The following is an 18,760-nucleotide window of genomic DNA, read 5'->3' as shown; positions in this document are numbered from 1 at the left end:
ACTTTGCCAAAGTATAAAAGCAGGAAATTTCTGCGTTATACAGGCACGCCGTGCGGCGGCAAACCGAGGGATTATACTTACATTTGAGCAGATGAAGGCCATAAAATATCTATCACATCGGATTTATACTACCTGGTGCGTTACCTGGTTTGTGCTTCCTTTCGTGGTTACCTATCCGCTGCAGGCCGTGCTGATGCGCCGGGAGCAGTGGTACAGGAGGCTGCATGGCATCAACAGGTTCTGGTCCTCCACCTCGCTGCGCATGTTTCTAGTGCCGTTGCAGGTAGAGTGGCACTTCAGGCACAACCCGAAGCAACGCTACATTTTCGCCCCAAACCATAGCTCGTACCTCGATATCCCGGTCATGCTGCACGCCATTCCCGGATTTCTTAACTTTGTGGGTAAGGCCGATTTGTGTAAGGTGCCGCTGTGGGGCAAGGTGTATGAGAAACTATACATATCCGTAGACCGCAGAAGCGCCATCAGCAGTGCCAAAAGCTATATAAAGTCGGCAAAAACGCTGGAGGAGGGGCGTAGCCTGGCTATTTTCCCGGAAGGCACTATCCCGAAAACCGCTGGCGAGAAGCTAATGGCCTTTAAGGACGGTCCCTTTAAACTGGCAATTGAGAAACAGGTGCCCGTGGTGCCGGTAACCATGCCTTATAACCAGCACTTCCTGCCTGACCTGGACGGCAAGTTGAAAGTGCGCTGGCACCCGCTCAAGATCGTGCTGCACGAGCCAATTGAGACCAAGGGCATGACGATGGAAGACCTGCCACGGCTAAAAGAGCAGGTATTTAATATTATTCAGGCTGAAATTTCGAAACATACTAAAGTACATGTCAACAGATATTCAAACCATCCGCAAGATAGCGCACTTAGCAAGGCTGGAGTTTAACGAGGAAAAGGAGCAGGAGGTGCTGCAGGACCTGAATAAGATCCTCAACTGGGTAGACCAGCTGCGCCAGCTCGACACCGAGCACGTGGCCCCGCTTATCCATATGTCGGAGGAGGTGAACGTGCTGCGCGAGGACGAGCCCCGCAACACCATCACCCACGAGGAAGCCTTACAGAACGCACCCAAAAAAGACTCCGATTATTTCCGTGTGCCAAAAGTGCTGGAGTAAATCGCAGGCTTAACATATGAGTAAGATAAAGTTTTGGGAGAAATGGGATACGCACACCAGGTATCCCTATCTTTTTTTACTGCTGCTGGGTGTGCTGGCGCTGGCGCTGGGGGTGTACTACTTCTTCACCGGCGATAGCTCCCTGTTTGCCTGGGATAAGCTAACCGACCTGCAGGTGGTTCCGGTACCAGTAAGCGAGGTGCCGGCGCTGCTGGAGGGGTTCACGCTCTCGGCCGATGGGTACCTGCTGCTGGAGCAGTACGACGTGGCCCTGCCCGAGGCCAACACGGCGGCAGCGGGCATCTTGTTGCTTATACTGGGCGTGAGCCTGGCCTTTTACACGGCGGCCATCAGCACCATGCGGCAGCTGCCCTACTTTGCGGGCATTCTGCTGCTCATGCTGTTCCTGGCAACCTTTAACTTCGACTTGCTCGAGATCTTTGGCGGTGCTGGCCAAACCACCCTGTTGGTAAGCATTGTGCTCTTTGCGCTGGGCAGCTACGCCTTTCAGGCCTTCCTGCCCAACACGGGCTTTGGCCTACGGGTACTGGCCATGCTGGGCGTGGTCGCGGTGCTGGGGCTGCTTATTTACACCGAGGCCGATTTTACACCGGAGCTGATCACGCTGCACCTGGTTAGCTACAGCTCGCTGGGGCTGCTTGCGGCCACGGTTATTTTTATGCTGTGGGTGAGCTTTGAGAACGTAAACGCCCTGCTCTGGATAAACACCCAGGCCAAGTCGCCGGAGCGCCGCTTCAGCATGTGGCAGTTTATACTTATCAGCATTTTATACTTGCTTACCCTGGTGCTGTTGTACCTGCGCCACCTGGGCTACCTCGACGCAGAGCTGATTCCAATCAACCCATACGTTATCCTGCTACTCTCCACGGTAGCCGGTTTCTGGGGCATGCGGCAGCGCGAGGCGTTCTACGGCAAGCTCTTCCCGTTCAGGCCCACAGGCGCAGTTTTATACCTGGTGTTTGCCATACTTGCTTTTCTGAGCATAGGCTACGCCTTTGCTACGGCCAACGACTCGCTCGCGCTGCTTTACCGCAACCTGATCGTGTACACGCACCTGGCCTTTGGCTTTGGCTTTTTCGCCTATGTGATGCTTAACTTCGGGCGACTGCTGGAGCAGCGCCTGCAGGTGTACAAGGTGGTGTATGAGCCCAGGACCTTCTCGCTTTTCTCCTTCTTTATCATGAGCCTGGTGATTTGCGTGATCCTGATCATGCGCACCCAGTACCGCTCATACTTTCAGATGCAGGCAGGCTACTATAGCTATATCGGCGATTTGTACCGTGCTTCCGGCAACAACATCCTGGCCAAGCGCTTTTACGAGGAGAGCAACGTGTACGACAACGGCAACGTGAAGGCAAACTACAGCCTGGCCTCCATGTACAGGCAGGAAAATCAGCGCAACCAGGAAATCCTGCTCCTGAAGGAGGCCATCGACCGCAGGCCTAACCCCAAGCTATACATCCGGCTAGCCAACCTCTATGACGAGAAGCAATACTTCTTTGAGAAGCTGTATGTGCTGCAGCAGGGGGCCGAGAGGTTTCCGGAGAGTTCTGAGATTTACAACAACCTGGCCCTGCTATACACCCAGACCAGTGTGCAGGACAGCACCGAGTACTACTTTAACCTGGCGCAGGAGTACGGCCCGGGCAATGAGGTAGTACGCAGCAACCGCCTGGCCTACTACACCCGCCAAGCGATGCTGGAGCCGGCGAAACTAGTGCTGGAGGAGTCCAGGAAAGGGAAGTATAAAACACTGCGCAGCAACCAGGCTGTGCTGCGCCAACTGCTCGGCCTGGAGCCGCAGGACAGGGAGCGCTTTATGCCCGACTCGCTGGAACAGGTGGAGGACTTCACCCTTTTTTACAACCAGACCATCAGCAGCCTGAGCAAGGGAGACACAGCCCGCCTGAAACACATAAACGATTACTTAGCTGCACCGGGCAATCAGCTATTTTTCAGCGATCTAACCTTCCTGAAGGGACTGGTACACCACTACAACGGCCTGCCGCGTGAAGGAAGGCGCCTGGTGGAGAACCTGGCCCTGCAGATGGAGAACCAGAGTGGCTATTACTACAACACCCTTGCCCTCTGGATGATGGAGGAGAAGAACTACCGTGCGGCGGCCTCCTACTTTAAGCAGGCAAAAGACCACGGGTATACACAGGCTTACCTGGCGCATGGCTATGCACTGGCCATGGCACATCAGCCGGAAGCAGCTGTAGGGGCGCTGGAGGAGGTGGCCTATACCGAGAACGAGGCCGCGATTGCAGTGGCACAGAGTATAGCCATCCTGCTGCGCCAGGATTTGGATACGGTGCTGGTGCAAGCAACAGACAAGGAAAAGCTGCAGTATCTTCTTACTTACCTGCCTACGCTTACCCTGGAACAGGTAAACACAATGGTTAACTCCATACAGGAGAAAGACCTAAAGCGGCACGCCCTGGTGACCCGTGTGGAGTACCTGCTCAACAAGAGAAGGTGGAAGCTGGCTTACGATGCTATCAAAGAAGCAGGCGACATGCTGCGGCCTGAGGGAGAGCTGCGCTCAGCCCTGAACCTGCTGCAGCTAAAGCTGTGGCTTTACACCGAGAAGTATGATGTGCTGCTCAACAGAATGGACCGCCTGCACCTGAACGACCGCGATAAACGCATGGGCTTATACTTTAAGGCGCGCGTTGCCGAGGTTAGGGACCGCACGGAAGAGGCTGCTACCCGCTACGATCAGGCCGTGAAAATGCTGGCCTACGACGAGGAGACCCTGCTGGCCGCCGCTAACTTCTTCAAGAAACAGGACCCCGACGGTGACAAAGCATACAATATTTTGTTGGATGGCATCACCTATAACCCGTATGCCGCCCAATTGTACAAAGCCTATGCTTTGGAAAGCGTAGAGCAAGGTCTGGTTTCTTACGCCAACCAGGCTGCAGAAACGCTCCGGGACTTGCTTCCTCCCGCTGAATATGCTACATTTATAGAAGAACTTGAACAAAAACGCCAGGAAGTGGAGAACCGCGTCGAAAACTGGCAACTATGATAAAGGCTGTATGAGCATCATAATTGAAACCCACGACATCTCGAAAGTATACCGCATGGGCGCTGAGACAATCAATGCCCTTAAATCTGTGTCCATTAGTATAAACAAGGGAGAGTATGTCGCTTTCATGGGCCCCTCGGGTTCCGGCAAGTCCACGTTCATGAACATCATCGGCTGCCTGGATACACCCACCGGCGGTACTTATATCCTGAACGGGCAGGATGTGAGCAACATGACGGACAACGAGCTGGCGGAGGTGCGTAACAAGGAGATCGGTTTCGTATTTCAGACCTTTAACCTGCTGCCGCGCCAGTCGTCGCTGGAGAATGTGGCGCTACCGCTGATTTACGCGGGATATAGCAAAAGCGAGCGCGAGGAGCGGGCACAAAAGGCGCTGGAGAGCGTGGGCCTGGGCACCCGCGGCAAGCACAAGCCTAATGAGTTGTCGGGTGGCCAGCGGCAGCGTGTGGCCATTGCCAGAGCGCTTATTAACGACCCCAGCATTATACTTGCCGACGAGCCGACCGGTAACCTCGACACCAAAACCTCTTACGAGATCATGGAGCTCTTCGAGAACCTGCACGCCAAAGGCAATACCATTATCATGGTAACGCACGAGGAGGACATTGCCCGGTACGCCCACCGCATTGTGCGTCTCCGCGACGGCCTGGTAGAGTCCGACACGCTAAACCCTGACGTAACCACTGCAGCCCGTATGCAGGCAGAGCAACAACATTAAATTGGATGTTAGTTAACTGTTACTGGTTATAGTGGTTAGGTCAAAACTTTCTAACTTTTAACCTTTTAACTTTCTAACTCCATAGACGCAAGGCATTGCGTCTTTACAACTCTTTAACTCCTCAACTCTCTAAAGCTTTACATGAAGATCTACACCAAGACAGGCGATAAAGGCACCACCGCACTGATTGGTGGCACCAGGGTCCCGAAGTCGCACTTGCGTATTGAAGTATACGGCACGGTGGATGAGCTGAACTCCTACATCGGGCTGGTGCGTGACCAGGAAGTGAACAGGTCCAGGGCCGATATTCTGAAAGAGATACAGGACAGGTTGTTTACCATCGGCTCCACACTGGCCACAGATCCGGACAAGCATACCAAAATGGTTACCCCAGACTTGCATGAGGAAGATGTGGTGCTGCTGGAGCAGGAAATAGACAAGTATACTGCTGCCGTGCCGCCACTGCGTGCATTTATACTTCCGGGCGGGCACCAGTCGGTTTCCTTCTGCCACGTTGCCCGCTGCGTGTGCCGCCGCGCCGAGCGCCTGGCCATTGGCCTGCAGGAAGAGTCGCCGGTAGATGACCTGGTGATAAAATATTTAAACAGGCTGTCGGATTACCTCTTTGCCCTTTGCCGCGTAATGTCTCAGGAGCTGGGAGCCGAGGAGATTGCCTGGAAGCCAAGACTATAGCTACCGTACCATACACCTAACTGGATTAAAAACTAACTTAAAATGTCACTGGATATGCTCACGATACCGGCACAGTGCGTGGAGAACTCACGCATCGCTGAACTGGACTATAACAACATCGAGTTCGGTAAGATTTTCTCGGACCATATGCTGGTGGCCGATTACAAAGAAGGAAAGTGGGAAAACCCGCACATCCGCCCATACGGCAATATGTCGTTGAGCCCTGCCACCTCGTCACTGCACTATGGCCAGTCTATTTTCGAGGGGATGAAGGCCTACCGGGATGCCAACGGTGATATCCTGCTGTTCCGGCCATTGGATAACTTCCATCGCCTGAACAAGTCTGCCGAGCGCATGTGCATGCCGGCGCTTACGGAGGATATTTTCATGCAGGGGCTGGAGCAGTTGCTGCGCCTGGATGCCGCCTGGGTTCCGCCCACCGCCGGCTGTGCGTTGTACATCCGCCCGTTCATGTTCGCAACCGATGAGTTTATCGGCGTGCGCCCATCGTCGAGCTACCGCTTTGCCATTTTCACCTGCCCTGTCGGGGCCTACTACGGGCAACCGCTCAGGGTAGCTATCGAGCCGCACTATGTACGTTCAGTAGAGGGTGGGGCCGGATATGCCAAGGCGGCAGGCAACTATGGCGCTGCGCTTTACCCTGCCCGCCAGATGCAGGAGCGCGGCTACCACCAGCTCATCTGGACCGATGCCAAAGAGCATAAGTATATAGAGGAGTCAGGCACCATGAACCTGATGTTCGTGCTGGACGGAAAGCTGGTAACGCCGCCTGTTAGCACCACCATCCTTGCCGGCATTACCCGCGACAGCGTACTACAAGTAGCCAGAGACCTGGGCTACACAGTGGAGGAACGCAAGGTATCGGTAGATGAGTTGGAGGAGGCGCACAAGGCCGGCAAGCTGCAGGAGGCGTTTGGCACTGGCACGGCTGCCACCATCGCGCAAATTGCCACCATCCACCATAACGGCCTGGACATGGATCTGCCCGCGATAGAAGATAGGAAAATCTCAAACCACGTCGCCGCAGAACTTGACAAGATAAAGACAGGGCAGGCACCTGACACGCATCACTGGGTGCATCGCATCAGCCTTTAAAGTATAAAGTATAAAAAGAGGATGCTGAAGTATGGGCGTGGCCGTTTATACTTCAGCATCTCACGTTTAAAGAAAGTATAACCAACACGCTAATGACAATTGAGCAAGTAAAAGAGTTAAAGGCCAGAGTAGGGGCCTTGAGGAGGTATCTTTGACTACGATGCCAAGAAAGAGCAGGTAAAGGAGACAGAGGCCCAAACCACCGCCCCTGATTTCTGGGACGATCCGAAGGAGGCCGAGAAGGTGCTCAAGGAAATCAAATCTGTGAAAGTATGGACCGACCACTATGAGGAGGTGGAGAAAACCGTGTCGGACTTTGAGGTGCTTTTCGATTTCTTCAAGGAAGGTGATGTGTCGGAGGAGGACATACAGCAGGAGCTGAAGAAGGCCGAGGAGGCTGTGGAAGCACTGGAGTTTAAGCGCATGCTGAGCGGCGAAGAAGACCAGCTGAGCGCTATACTGGAGATAAACGCCGGGGCAGGCGGCACCGAAAGCCAGGATTGGGCTGAGATTCTAATGCGCATGTACATTATGTGGGCCGAGTCGCATGACTTTAGCGTGAAGCAGGTGAGCTACCAGGCCGGCGACGGAGCCGGTATAAAATCGGCCACGCTGGAGATAACCGGCGACTTTGCCTACGGCTACCTGAAGTCTGAAATAGGGGTGCACCGCCTGGTGCGCATCTCTCCGTTCGACTCCGGTGGCCGCCGCCATACTTCGTTTGCCTCCGTGTTTGCCTACCCGGTAGTGGATGACACGATTCAGGTAGAGGTGAACCAGGGCGACATTGAGTGGGATACCTTCCGCTCAGGTGGTGCCGGCGGGCAGAACGTAAACAAAGTAGAGACGGCCGTTCGCCTGAAGCACAAGCCAACAGGCATTGTGATAGAGTGCCAGATAGAGCGCTCGCAGCTTATGAACAAGGAGCACGCCCTGCGCATGCTCCGCTCCAGGCTCTACCAGATGGAACTTGACAAGCGCAATGCCGAACGCGACCGCATCGAGAGCACCAAGAAACGGATTGATTTTGGATCGCAGATCCGCAACTACGTGCTGCACCCTTACAAGCTGGTAAAGGATGTGCGCACGGGGGTGGAGCGTACGGATGTACAGAACGTGCTGGATGGCGACCTAGACGATTACATAAAAGCTTACCTGATGCAGGTATAGCATAACTAAATAAGGCTGAAACGAGGCACCTCTCCCAGGTGCCTCGTTTTTTTTTTCGGCTCCCAACGAAATTTTGTAGAAAAGGTTTCAGTGCAAAAGCTGATGAGAATTACCAACCTGCATATATCTGCGTTGTAACACTGAATAGTTCAAATTTGGAAAAAATGGTTCCAGAATCATTTTAGGGCACATTGTAGGTGTTTTTAAATTGTACTTGTAAGAATTTAGGCTGGAACTTGGGAGGCGTAAAAGCCTAAAATACTGTGTTTTGACATCAAATAAGTTTGTTTGGGGACTGTTGTTTTTAAATATTTATCTACCTATTATTGGAGCAGAATAAGTAACTATCCCTTAATTCATCTCACAAAGGCCAGTGGCTGGATAGGTTAGTAACTTAATTCTTAACAAAGAGCAGCTGGTGTCTTTCGCGGCACATTGCTTTAAAAAATCATATCACTTAACTGTTTCCTATGCCGGCAGGCTGCTTTGGTAAAGTAGCGCTGGTGCTGTGCATAAGATTTAAAAGCTCATTTTTTATGAGCCTGGCAGAGCTTTGTCTAACCTTTATTATATGAACTAAAAACTTAAAACAACCAATTCTATTCACCTTAATTCTAACAACAAATGAGAAAACTATTACTAATGAGTTTTGTGATGGTGCTGGCGCTGCTGCAGCATGCCTATGCCCAAAGCAGAACGGTGTCTGGTACGGTTACGGACCAGAGCACATCGCAAGGGCTGCCAGGCGTGGCGGTGATTGTGAAAGGCACTACTGTGGGTACCACCACAGGCGCTGATGGATCTTACTCTATCAACGTGCCGGAAGGGGGGAATACGCTCGTGTTCCGATTTATTGGCTACGAAACTGCAGAAAGAGCGATTGGTAACTCAAGCGTAGTTAACATTGGCCTGAGCACAGACCAGAAGCTTCTGGATGAGGTTGTAGTAGTAGGTTACGGTACACAGCAGAAGAAAGACGTTACCAGCTCCATTGCCACTGTAAAAGGTGACGCGTTGGCAAACCTGGCAACGCCATCTTTCGATCAGCAGCTGGCCGGCCGTGCTGCCGGTGTGCAGATTACACAGCCTTCCGGTATCCTGGGTGCGCCTCCAAAAATCAACATCCGTGGTGTTAACTCCATCTCTTCTAGCACTCAGCCACTTATCGTAATCGACGGTGTGCCTGCTACTTCAGGAAACCTGGGTGGCTTTACGCCTTCAAACGCACTTGCTGACATCAACCCTAACGACATCGAGTCTTTCGAAATTCTGAAGGACGGTGCCGCAACAGCTGTTTACGGTTCACGTGCTTCTAACGGTGTAATCCTTATCACTACTAAGAAAGGTAAATCTGGTCAGGCTAAGTTCTCTTATGATGGCTGGGCTGGTACAGCGAAGGCTATCGAGCTGCATGACCTGCTGAACGCGCAGCAGTTCGTTGACATCACAAACGAGAAATATGCTAATCTTGGCCAAACTTCGCCTGCCAAGATGGGTGAGTGGGACACTGACTGGAACAAAGAAGTATTCCGTACTGCTTTCCAGCACAGCCATGCTTTCTCTGCAAGCGGTGGTACAGACAAGACTAACTACTACTTCTCTTTAGGTTATTCTAACCAAGAAGGTATCGGCCGTGCCAACAGCCTGGAGCGTTACTCAGTACGTACAAACCTGTCTACTAAAGTAACCAAGTTCCTGGATTTCGGTTTGCAGGCTGGTTTAACTAACCAGATCAACGAAGGTCCACTTACTGGATCTAACAACCTGTCTGGTAACATCTTCGGTGTTATCCGTATGCACCCTAACGTGCCAGTATTCAACCCAGAGCACCCAACCGGGTACAACATCGACTTTAGCGAGCCAAGAGCACTGGGCCGCGGTCCTAACTCCGGTATTATCGCCAACGGTATTCCGAACATCCGTTTTGTGCTTGACAACAACATCCGTAAGGCTACTACTTACCGTGGTTTGGGTAACGTATACTTGGATTTCAAATTGGTGGACAACCTGCGTTTCAGAACGCAGCTGGGTGCCGACTTAACGCTGGTAGACGACTACCTGTTCAACGACCCACGGCACGGTGACGGCCAGGGTTCTGGTGGTATAGTTTCACAGGCTTACTCTCCAATTAAAGCCTGGAACTGGCAAAACATCCTGAGCTACAACAAGTCGTTCAACGAAGTACACAATCTGGATGTGACGGCAGTGCAGGAATACAACAAGTATAGAAGCAGCTTCTTCCAGGCGCAAGGTACTGGACTTTCTGACCGCTTCTTCAACGAGAACCTGGTGAGTGGTACCTTTGCTAACCAATTTGCTTTCGGTGGTATCGGCGAAAACGGTCTGGCATCTTACCTGGCCCGCTTCAACTACAACTATGCTGGTAAGTACTATGTTGGTGCTTCTATGCGTGCTGACGGCCTTTCCAAGCTCTCTCCTGAAAACCGTTGGGGTTACTTCCCTGGCGTATCTGCTGCTTGGAGAATCTCTGAGGAAGAATTCTTCAAGAACTCTTCTGCTCTTAGCTTCATCTCTGACCTGAGAATCCGCGGTAGCTTTGCCGAGGTAGGTAACAGCGGTATCACTGGTGGTAACTATCCTTACCTGGGTTCATTTGCATCAGCTCAGTACGGATCTTTCAATGGTATCGCTTTCAGCAACACGGGTAACCCTGACCTGCGTTGGGAAGCTCAGAAAATCACTGACGTTGGTGTTGACGTGGGCTTGTTCGACGGCCGTTTGAACCTGGAGCTTGCTTACTGGATTAAGGATAACTCTGACGTTGTTCTTGCTGCACCAACCCCTCCATCACTGGGTGTGCCAAACAACTCTATCACCCGCAACATCGGTCGCGTACACAACAGCGGTATTGAGTTCTCCATCTCTGGTACAGTAATCGATAAGTCAAACTTCAGTTGGAACTCCAACTTCAACTTCTCTACCCAGCGTAACGAAGTGAAAGAACTGGTTGATGGCAACGACATTATCTATGAATACACTATTCACCGCGAGGGAGAGTCTATCAACTCTATCTACGGCTACCAGTATGAGGGTGTAAATAAAGCAAACGGTAACCCAATCTACCGCAAAGCTGATGGTACGCTTGTGCAAGGCAACATCACTGGCAACGGTGGCTCAGCAGGTGTGTACTATGGCTATGACCCTGCTAACCCAACCGCTCTTGGCGCACAATCTTCTCTGTCTTCAGCTGACAAGGTTATCTTAGGAACTACACTGCCTAAGTGGTTTGGTGGTTTGGACAACAACTTTAAGCTGGGCAACTTCGATGCGAACGTGTTCGTGCGTTTCTCTGGTGGCAACAAGATCATGAACCGTACCCGTCAGGACCTGTTGACAATGGCTTTCGAGAACAACAGTACCGAAATCCTTGGCAGATGGCAGTCTGCTGAGAACCCAGGCGATGGTCAGACTCCAAGACTGGCTGCAGGTGCTAACTACGGTAACTTTATCAACACGAACGGCGAGTCTTCTTCTCGTTTCGTAGAGAACGGCGACTTCCTGAAAGTGAGCAACCTGGCTGTTGGTTACACACTGCCTAAGACAATCACTGAGCGTCTGAGCATTGACCGCCTGAGAGTGTACGCGCAGTTGCAGAACGCTTTCGTGTTCACGAAGTATACTGGCCTTGACCCTGAAACCTACACTAACCTGAACAACAACAACCTCGGTGTTGATTGGAACGGCCAGCCGCAGCAGCGTGTATTTACAGTTGGCTTGAACCTTGGCTTCTAATTCTTTAATTTCCTGAAAATGAAAAATAAATCATTCATAAAAAATAAACTGAAGTTAGCGCTCTTTGCCCCGGCGATTTGCTTTTCGCTGATGCTGACTTCCTGCGAGAAGGAAACAGTTGAGCTGGATCCGTTTGATCGCCTTACTGAAGCGAGTGCCTTTACTACGCCTGAGCGTGTAGAACTTGCCGTAGCCGGTGTATATGATGCTGCTCAAAGCGGTTTCTATGCTGGTGGTGCTGTGCGTGGTTATCCGTTTGGTGCTGCTCACGTAGAGCAGGGGGATATGCGTGGTGAGGACATGCTGAACCTGGAGGCGTTCTATGCCATCACATACGGCTCTACCTACAATGCAGCCTCTGCCAATAACGTCTATCAGTTCGAGACACTGTATTCTGTAATCAACAAGGCAAACATTGTAATTGAAGGCGTTGAGAAGGCTGTGAAAGATGGCCTGATTACTGCCGAAGTAGGTAATGCCTACCTGGGTGAGGTTCGTATGCTGCGTGCCCTTTCTAACCATGAGTTGTTAGTGCACTTTGCCCGTCCTTATAACCATACCCCGGATGCTTCACACCCAGGTGTTCCAATCAGAACAATCCCTGTGAACACGCCTGCGCGTGTGGAAGAGGCAAGCCAGCAGGGTAGAAACACGGTGAAGGAAGGTTATACTGCCATCCTGGCTGACCTGGACTACGCAGAGCAGAACCTGCCTGAAACCCGTGCTGCCGGTGCCAAGATCTCGAGAGCTACCAAAGGTGCTGCTATTGCCCTTAAGTCTCGTGTGAAACTGCACATGCAGGATTGGGCAGGGGTAATTGCTGAAGGCGACAAGCTGATTTCTGGTGACGAGGAGTTCACAAGCCCAATTGGTGGTTATGCCTTAACAGCTTCTCCGAACGGCATGTGGGGATCTGCCGCTTCAAGCAACACAGAGTCCATCTTCTCATTTATGAACACGTCCAATGATAACGCCAGTGTGAACGGCTCCCTGGGCCAGATGTACAATGCCAACACTGGTGGCCGTGCCCTGGTAGCAATTAGCCCGATTATCTGGAACGCTACTTTCTGGCCAGCAGAGGATATCCGTCGTGAGAACACAGTAAAAACTGCTCGTGCTATCTTCACTAACAAGTACAGAGATGCCCAGACCCAAACAGACTGGTCTCCGATAGTGCGCTATGCAGAAGTGCTGCTGAACGTAGCCGAGGCTGAATCAAGACTAGGTAACAGCGACAGAGCACTTGACCTGTTGAATGCAGTTCGTGGCCGCGCTACTGATGAGGTTTATTCTGGCCTGTCAGGTGATGCTTTAACACAGGCTATTGTTAATGAGCGTCGTATCGAGTTCCTGGGTGAAGGCATCCGCTGGAAGGACATCCACCGTCTGGCCAAAGAAGGTAAGTTCGGACCGGCTGGTATACCTGCTAAGGTACCGTCCTCTTCTAACCACATCCCGCAGTATGAGGCGGGTACTGGCAAAGCTGTAGATACTTCTGCTATACCTTTCATCCCATACGAGGACTTCCGCTTCATTTGGCCTATCCCTGTTTCAGAGATAAGCTCCAACCCGGTGCTAGCTGCTCAGCAGAACCCTGGATACTAGTTTAAAGTGAGAGTTTAACCTTAAAGCCCGCCGGTCGTTTGACTGGCGGGCTTTTCTTTTTATACTTGTGCCAAAGTTTATACAAATGCTATTACCAAATTACAGTGGCTACACGTTAGAGGCAGGCGTAGACGAGGTGGGGAGAGGCTGCCTGGCCGGTCCGGTGGTGGCGGCAGCTGTTATACTTCCGCCTAGTTACCAGCACCAACTCCTCACCGACTCTAAGAGACTCACAAAAAAACTTCGGGAGCAGCTGCGCGGCGAGATTACCCGCGATGCCGTGGCTTGGGCCATAGGGGAGGCCTCCGTAGCTGAGATAGATGAGGTGAATATCCTGAACGCCACTTACCTGGCCATGCACCGTGCCCTGGAGGCGTTGCCGCAGCAGCCGGAGTACCTGCTGGTGGATGGGAACCGCTTTAAGCCATACAACCAAATACCTTACGCCTGCATTGTGAAGGGCGATTCCAGCTACCTGTCTATCGCGGCAGCCTCCGTGCTGGCCAAAACCCACCGCGACGACCTGATGAGCCGCCTGGCGCAGGAACACCCGCATTACGGTTGGGAACAAAATGCAGGCTACCCTACTAAGTCGCATCGGCTGGGTATCTCCAGCCACGGCGCAACGGTACATCACCGGCAATCTTTTACACTATTGCCAAAGCAACCGCAGTAGTTATACTTGCTCTGCGTTTATACTTGCTACAAAGTATAAATGCTCACCCGGAGTGAAGTATAAAGATGTCTTAAAGTATACGAAAGTATAAAAGCCGCTGAACAGCAGATGCTCAGCGGCTTTTATACTTATTTACTAAGAAAGCAGGTGCTTACTTAAGCTTGATCAGGTCCAGGAAAAGGCTGAAGCTGTCGAGGGAAGAGTCGCTGCGCTCGAAGCTGTCGAAGGAAAGGGGTTTAACGATATAGCCCGACACGTTGAGTCTCTGCGCGGCCAAGCGGTCAGTTTCCTCGTTGGAGGTGGTCATGATAAAGACAGGGATATGGCTGAACTCCGGGTCGTGGCGTAACTCGGTCAGAAATTCCAGGCCGTTCATCTTGGGCATGTTTATATCCAGGAGTATAACGCTCGGGGGCGGCGAAATTTTGGGAACACCTACGCCGCGCAGCAGGTTCAAGGCTTCCTTGCCGTTGCGTGCCTCAAATACCGGGTGATTCACGCCAATCTTCTTCAGCTCCCGCTCTACATTCATCGTATCCAGGTAGTCATCCTCTACTAGCAGGATATTAACTTCTTTCTCGCTCATTATACTTTAAACCCTTCAGAGTATTAGACAAAGCTACTAATTTCTTGTTCAATTACAGTATGTTTCGGCCACGTAAAAGTAAAAGTAGATCCCGAACCTGGTTCCGAAGTTACCCACACGGTTCCCCCTTGCAGCTCAACAATCTTCTTTACTATACTTAGACCTACGCCGGTGCTCTCCAAGGCATCCCGTTCCTGCAGCGTCTGAAATATCACGAATATCCGTGCATGGTACTCCGGGTCTATGCCGGGGCCGTCATCGGTTACAGAGAAAACGTGAAACTCCTCTGTTTCGTGGTGCCGAACTGTAATTTTCCCATTCTCCTTATCGTGATATTTGATAGCGTTGCTGATCAGGTTGCTGAAGACCTGCTGTAACTGTATTCGAACGGTATGGAGGGTGGGTAAGTTACGCTGCACATCTATACTGAAGCCCGGCGGCGGCGAGAGCAGCTCCACAACTTCCGCCAGCAGCTCATTCGTATCTACCTGCTCCTTTGCCTGGCTGGTGCGCCCAATGCGGGAGAGGGCCAGAATGCCGTTGATAAGGTTCTCCATCCGGTGCACACGGGCGCGCATCATCTTCAGGTATTCCTTTATATTATCGGGCAGCTGGCTTCCCATGTCCTCCTCCACCCAGCGCGATGCCACCTCAATACCACGCAAGGGGGCTTTAAGGTCATGCGACACCACGTAGGCAAACTGATCCAGCTCCTTGTTCTTTTGATCCAGCTCGGTAAAGGTCTCATCGATGGTGGCCGACATGCGGTTCAGGGAGTGCGACAGGCGGCTCAGCTCGTCCTGGCCCGTATCCACAATCTGGGTTTTATAGTCGCCCCTGGAAATTTGCTCGGCCAGCGTTACCATCTTCATGATGCGGTTACTGATGAGGCGGGTGATGTAGTATGCCCAGCTCAGGCCGATGATCACAGAAAGGATGGTAAGTATGGTGGAAAGCTGGCGGGTATTGTTTATACTTTTGTTCAGGCGCTCGCTCCGGTCGGCCCGCACCTGGTACTCGATGGCGTTAAAGGCACGGAAGGCAGCCCGGATGGAGTCCATCACCATTTGCTCGCCCAGTACCAGCTCCTCCAGTTGCAGGTCCAGCTCCCGGTCCGTCATGATCGTGTCCTGATGGGAGCGTTTCATCTGGATGAGTGGCGTCGCGAAATCCTTTTCCAGCCGCTGCTGCAGTTCGGCTATCTCATCCAGCTTCTTTTGCTGGTCAGGCAGGTTGGTTACGAAGTTGCGCGTTTCCTGCATCAGGCTCGGCATTTGATCGCGGGCCTGCCAGTACGGCTTCAGAAAAGTCTCGTTACCGTTTAGCAGGAAGCCCCTCAGGCCGGTTTCCATGTCGATGATATTTCGCTGGAGCGCGGCAGAGTTACGCACTACAATCTGCGAGCGCGACACCCATTTCGAGTTCTCGATAACGGCCTCCGACAAGCGGAAGTTAACAATGGCTACGGCTGTAAAGAGCACCGAAATCAGCAGGAATCCGGCAAATAATTTTACAGATAGTTTCATGTGTAAGGGCTGAGGCTATAAGTTGGCTGGCTCCTGTGAAGGAAGAGTTGACAGTCGTTAAGCCTGCAGTAGCGTAGACAAATCAGGAGATAGGGAGCTTAGAGGGCGGCACAGCGGGGCTGGGCCAGCAGTGTTGGCAAAATGTATCTGGGTAAACATATATTTCCTTTGGCTATTATTCTGGTCTAAGCTCATACGAAAGCTGCAGGTAATGGTTACAACGATGGTCCAATTATTCCACAGGCGGCAAACCTCGCCAGCGGCAGGGGATTAATTTAGGATGAGGCCGAAAAATACTTAATTTTGCCATATAATAATGAATAGCTCAATCTGATATGGAACTTAAGAAAATCGCTTTAAATGATGTGCACGAGGCGCTGGGCGCTAAAATGGTGCCTTTTGCCGGCTATAACATGCCTGTGCGCTACTCATCAGATATAGAAGAACATAAGACGGTGCGCGAGGCAGTGGGTATCTTCGACGTGTCGCATATGGGCGAGTTTATACTTCGTGGCCCGAAAGCCCTGGACCTGATCCAGCGCGTAACCACGAACGATGCCTCAAAATTAGCGAACGGAAAAATACAGTATTCCTGCCTGCCAAACGAGGAGGGCGGCATCGTAGACGACCTTTTGGTGTACCGCATGGCCGAGGAAGAGTACCTGCTGGTGGTAAATGCCTCTAACATCGAGAAAGACTGGAACTGGATAAGCAAGTATAACACCGAGGGCGCGGAGATGGTAAATATCTCTGATGAAACCTCCCTGTTTGCCGTGCAGGGTCCTAAAACCATCGAGGCGCTGCAACCGCTGACCAAGATTGACCTGGCTGGCATGGCTTACTATACTTTTGAGCGCGGCGAGTTTGCCGGTGTGCCGGATGTGCTGGTGTCTGCAACAGGCTATACAGGCGCGGGCGGTTTCGAGATCTACGTGAAAAACGAGGATGCCCGCAAGGTGTTCGACGCGATTATGGAGGCTGGCAAGGCGCATGGCATTAAGCCAATTGGTCTGGGTGCCCGCGACACACTGCGTCTGGAGATGGGCTTCTGCCTCTACGGCAACGACATCGACGATACGACTTCTCCACTGGAGGCTGGCCTAGGCTGGATCACGAAGTTTGATAAAGAATTTGTGAACGCTGAGAACCTGAAGGCGCAGAAAGAGCAGGGCGTAAACCGCAAACTGATTGGGTTTGAGATGCTGGAGAAAGCCATTCCGCGCGCGCACTACGAGATCGTGAACGCTGAAGGTGAGAAGATAGGGGAAGTGACCTCCGGCACCATGTCGCCATCGCTCGGCAAGGGCATCGGGCTGGGCTACGTGGCCAAAGACTACAGCAAGGTAGGCACCGAGATCAGCATCCGCGTGCGCAACAAAGACATGAAGGCGCAAGTGGTAAAGCTGCCTTTCGTTAAAAAGTAATACTTATTGTTGATTGCTGGTTATTGATTGTTGTTCGCATTACCGGACACCAATTAACAACCAGTAATCCAGTAGTTTAACTATCAGCAATTAAATAATGCCAAGTATAGATGTGTGCTTCAGCCCGGAGCTGCTGCACTTGTATGATCTGAAGGGAAAGGCCGTGGTGGCCGTGGATGTGCTGCGGGCTACCTCAACCATGGTAACAGCCTTTGCGGAGGGGGCTTCTCATATCTTCCCGGTAATGGAGCTGGAGGAATGCCGTGGATTTGCCGGGCGCGGTTGCCTAACGGCTGCGGAGCGTAACGGCATTAAAGCGGAGGGCTTTGACTTGGGCAATTCTCCATTCGCTTATATGAACGGAAACGTGGCGGGGCGCGATATTGCGATCACGACTACGAACGGTACGCGTGCCATCCGGCTGTCGGAGGCGGCAGAGGAGATAGTAGTAGGTGCTTTCCTAAACCTGCAGGCGGTAGCCAATCACCTCAGGGAGCTGAACCTGGATGTGCTGGTGGTTTGTGCCGGTTGGAAAGGCCAGTTTAACCTGGAGGATACCCTGTTTGCCGGTGCCCTGGTAGAGCGACTGAATGATGCCTTCGGCTACGAACACGACAGTGCCCTGGCTGCGCTGTACTTATACCAAACGGCTAAGCAGGATTTGGTGGAGTTTCTGCGCCAGTCCTCGCATGTACGCCGCCTCGAGCACCTGGAGATCCACAAAGACATCGAGTTCTGCCTCCGCCACGACGTGTACGATGTGCTGCCCGTTTGGCGCCACGACAGGCTGGTGGACCTGATGAGAGTTAGAGAGCTAGAGAGTTAGAGAGTTGAGGAGTTGAGTTAAAAAGTTGGGAAGTTAGAGAGTTAACTTTCTGAAGTATAAAATGAGAGCGGCTGGCACTACATAAAGTGCCAGCCGCTCTCATTTTATACTTTGCTGTGCCTGCCGCAAGTTTGGCGCTAGCATAACTTGTGGCTATGCATGAGGCAAGTTTACAACTTGCTTTCTGCGGAGCAGAAAAGTATAGGTTAGCAGTGCTTTATACTTTAGCCATGGCTAAAGTATAAAGTATAGTTAAAACCTCTTCTCACCATTCCCGCCGTTGTTGATGATGTCAACAAACAATTTATACTTTGGCAGGCTTCGTTTAGTACAGGCTATGAGTGAGGCGTAGCCGAGCCTAAATTATGCACTTTGTTGCACTAAACCTTTGGTAAAGGGTTTTAAAAAGCAGCGGATAAGAGCTACCTTTTAATTCACACTTAACTCTTACATAAGATGAAAAA

General features: G+C 51.8%; 14 protein-coding genes. 12 read left to right on the top strand and 2 right to left on the bottom strand.

Annotated elements, in window-relative coordinates:
• The first annotated feature begins 91 nt into the window (after nt 1–91).
• The 10 genes from BM040_RS12070 to BM040_RS12025 all read left to right on the top strand — a co-directional run bounded on the left by BM040_RS12070 (nt 92) and on the right by BM040_RS12025 (nt 13,934).
• A complete protein-coding gene (locus BM040_RS12070) occupies nt 92–898 on the top strand; it encodes a lysophospholipid acyltransferase family protein (protein ID WP_092101548.1) in 807 nt (268 codons plus the stop codon).
• Nucleotides 840–1,127: an Asp-tRNA(Asn)/Glu-tRNA(Gln) amidotransferase subunit GatC gene (gene gatC, locus BM040_RS12065; RefSeq protein WP_092101546.1), complete on the top strand. Its 288-nt coding sequence runs from the start codon at nt 840–842 to the stop codon at nt 1,125–1,127. Before BM040_RS12070 ends, gatC begins: the two co-directional genes overlap by 59 nt.
• 16 nt (nt 1,128–1,143) lie before the next feature.
• Nucleotides 1,144–4,182 carry a tetratricopeptide repeat protein gene (locus BM040_RS12060; RefSeq protein WP_092101544.1) on the top strand — a complete coding sequence of 1,013 codons (3,039 nt, stop codon included), beginning with the start codon at nt 1,144–1,146 and terminating at the stop codon, nt 4,180–4,182.
• A 10-nt stretch (nt 4,183–4,192) separates the two neighbouring features.
• Nucleotides 4,193–4,921 (top strand): ABC transporter ATP-binding protein, encoded by a 729-nt coding sequence (locus BM040_RS12055; protein WP_092101542.1) that lies wholly within the window; start codon nt 4,193–4,195, stop codon nt 4,919–4,921.
• A 141-nt stretch (nt 4,922–5,062) separates the two neighbouring features.
• The gene (locus BM040_RS12050) at nt 5,063–5,614 is read left to right on the top strand and encodes a cob(I)yrinic acid a,c-diamide adenosyltransferase (protein ID WP_092101540.1); all 552 of its coding nucleotides are present in this window, start codon (nt 5,063–5,065) and stop codon (nt 5,612–5,614) included.
• A 42-nt stretch (nt 5,615–5,656) separates the two neighbouring features.
• A complete protein-coding gene (locus BM040_RS12045) occupies nt 5,657–6,730 on the top strand; it encodes a branched-chain amino acid aminotransferase (protein ID WP_092101538.1) in 1,074 nt (357 codons plus the stop codon).
• A gap of 92 nt (nt 6,731–6,822) precedes the next feature.
• Nucleotides 6,823–7,900, top strand: a protein-coding gene (prfB, locus tag BM040_RS12040; RefSeq protein WP_139217801.1) for a peptide chain release factor 2 whose coding sequence is annotated in 2 segments (ribosomal slippage) — nt 6,823–6,882 and nt 6,884–7,900 — 1,077 coding nt in all. Because the reading frame shifts where the segments join, the coding sequence is not laid out codon by codon here.
• A 624-nt stretch (nt 7,901–8,524) separates the two neighbouring features.
• Complete coding sequence (locus BM040_RS12035) at nt 8,525–11,653, top strand: SusC/RagA family TonB-linked outer membrane protein (protein ID WP_245756200.1); 3,129 nt, start codon at nt 8,525–8,527, stop codon at nt 11,651–11,653.
• A gap of 18 nt (nt 11,654–11,671) precedes the next feature.
• Nucleotides 11,672–13,258, top strand: coding sequence for a RagB/SusD family nutrient uptake outer membrane protein (locus tag BM040_RS12030; RefSeq protein WP_245756199.1), 1,587 nt, complete (start codon nt 11,672–11,674; stop codon nt 13,256–13,258).
• Nucleotides 13,259–13,343: 85 nt separating this feature from the next.
• A complete protein-coding gene (locus tag BM040_RS12025; RefSeq protein WP_092101534.1) occupies nt 13,344–13,934 on the top strand; it encodes a ribonuclease HII in 591 nt (196 codons plus the stop codon).
• A 151-nt stretch (nt 13,935–14,085) separates the two neighbouring features.
• On the opposite strand, the gene BM040_RS12020 is transcribed toward BM040_RS12025, so the two are convergent.
• Together BM040_RS12020 and BM040_RS12015 are read right to left on the bottom strand one after the other, a co-directional pair.
• Nucleotides 14,086–14,520 carry a response regulator gene (locus BM040_RS12020; protein ID WP_092101532.1) on the bottom strand — a complete coding sequence of 145 codons (435 nt, stop codon included), beginning with the start codon at nt 14,518–14,520 and terminating at the stop codon, nt 14,086–14,088.
• Nucleotides 14,521–14,543: 23 nt separating this feature from the next.
• Nucleotides 14,544–16,046, bottom strand: a complete 1,503-nt coding sequence (locus tag BM040_RS12015; RefSeq protein WP_092101529.1) for a sensor histidine kinase — start codon at nt 16,044–16,046, stop codon at nt 14,544–14,546.
• 335 nt (nt 16,047–16,381) lie between these two features.
• On the opposite strand from BM040_RS12015, the gene gcvT reads away from it, so the two are divergent.
• Both gcvT and BM040_RS12005 read left to right on the top strand, forming a co-directional pair.
• Nucleotides 16,382–17,470 carry a glycine cleavage system aminomethyltransferase GcvT gene (gene gcvT, locus BM040_RS12010; protein ID WP_092101527.1) on the top strand — a complete coding sequence of 363 codons (1,089 nt, stop codon included), beginning with the start codon at nt 16,382–16,384 and terminating at the stop codon, nt 17,468–17,470.
• A gap of 97 nt (nt 17,471–17,567) precedes the next feature.
• The gene (locus BM040_RS12005; RefSeq protein WP_092101524.1) at nt 17,568–18,296 is read left to right on the top strand and encodes a 2-phosphosulfolactate phosphatase; all 729 of its coding nucleotides are present in this window, start codon (nt 17,568–17,570) and stop codon (nt 18,294–18,296) included.
• Nucleotides 18,297–18,760 lie beyond the last annotated feature (464 nt).

The sequence above is a fragment of the Pontibacter chinhatensis genome (assembly GCF_900113285.1).
Taxonomy (GTDB): domain Bacteria; phylum Bacteroidota; class Bacteroidia; order Cytophagales; family Hymenobacteraceae; genus Pontibacter; species Pontibacter chinhatensis.
Note: the sequence above shows the minus strand (reverse complement) of the source record. Positions and strands in the feature narration are given on the sequence as shown.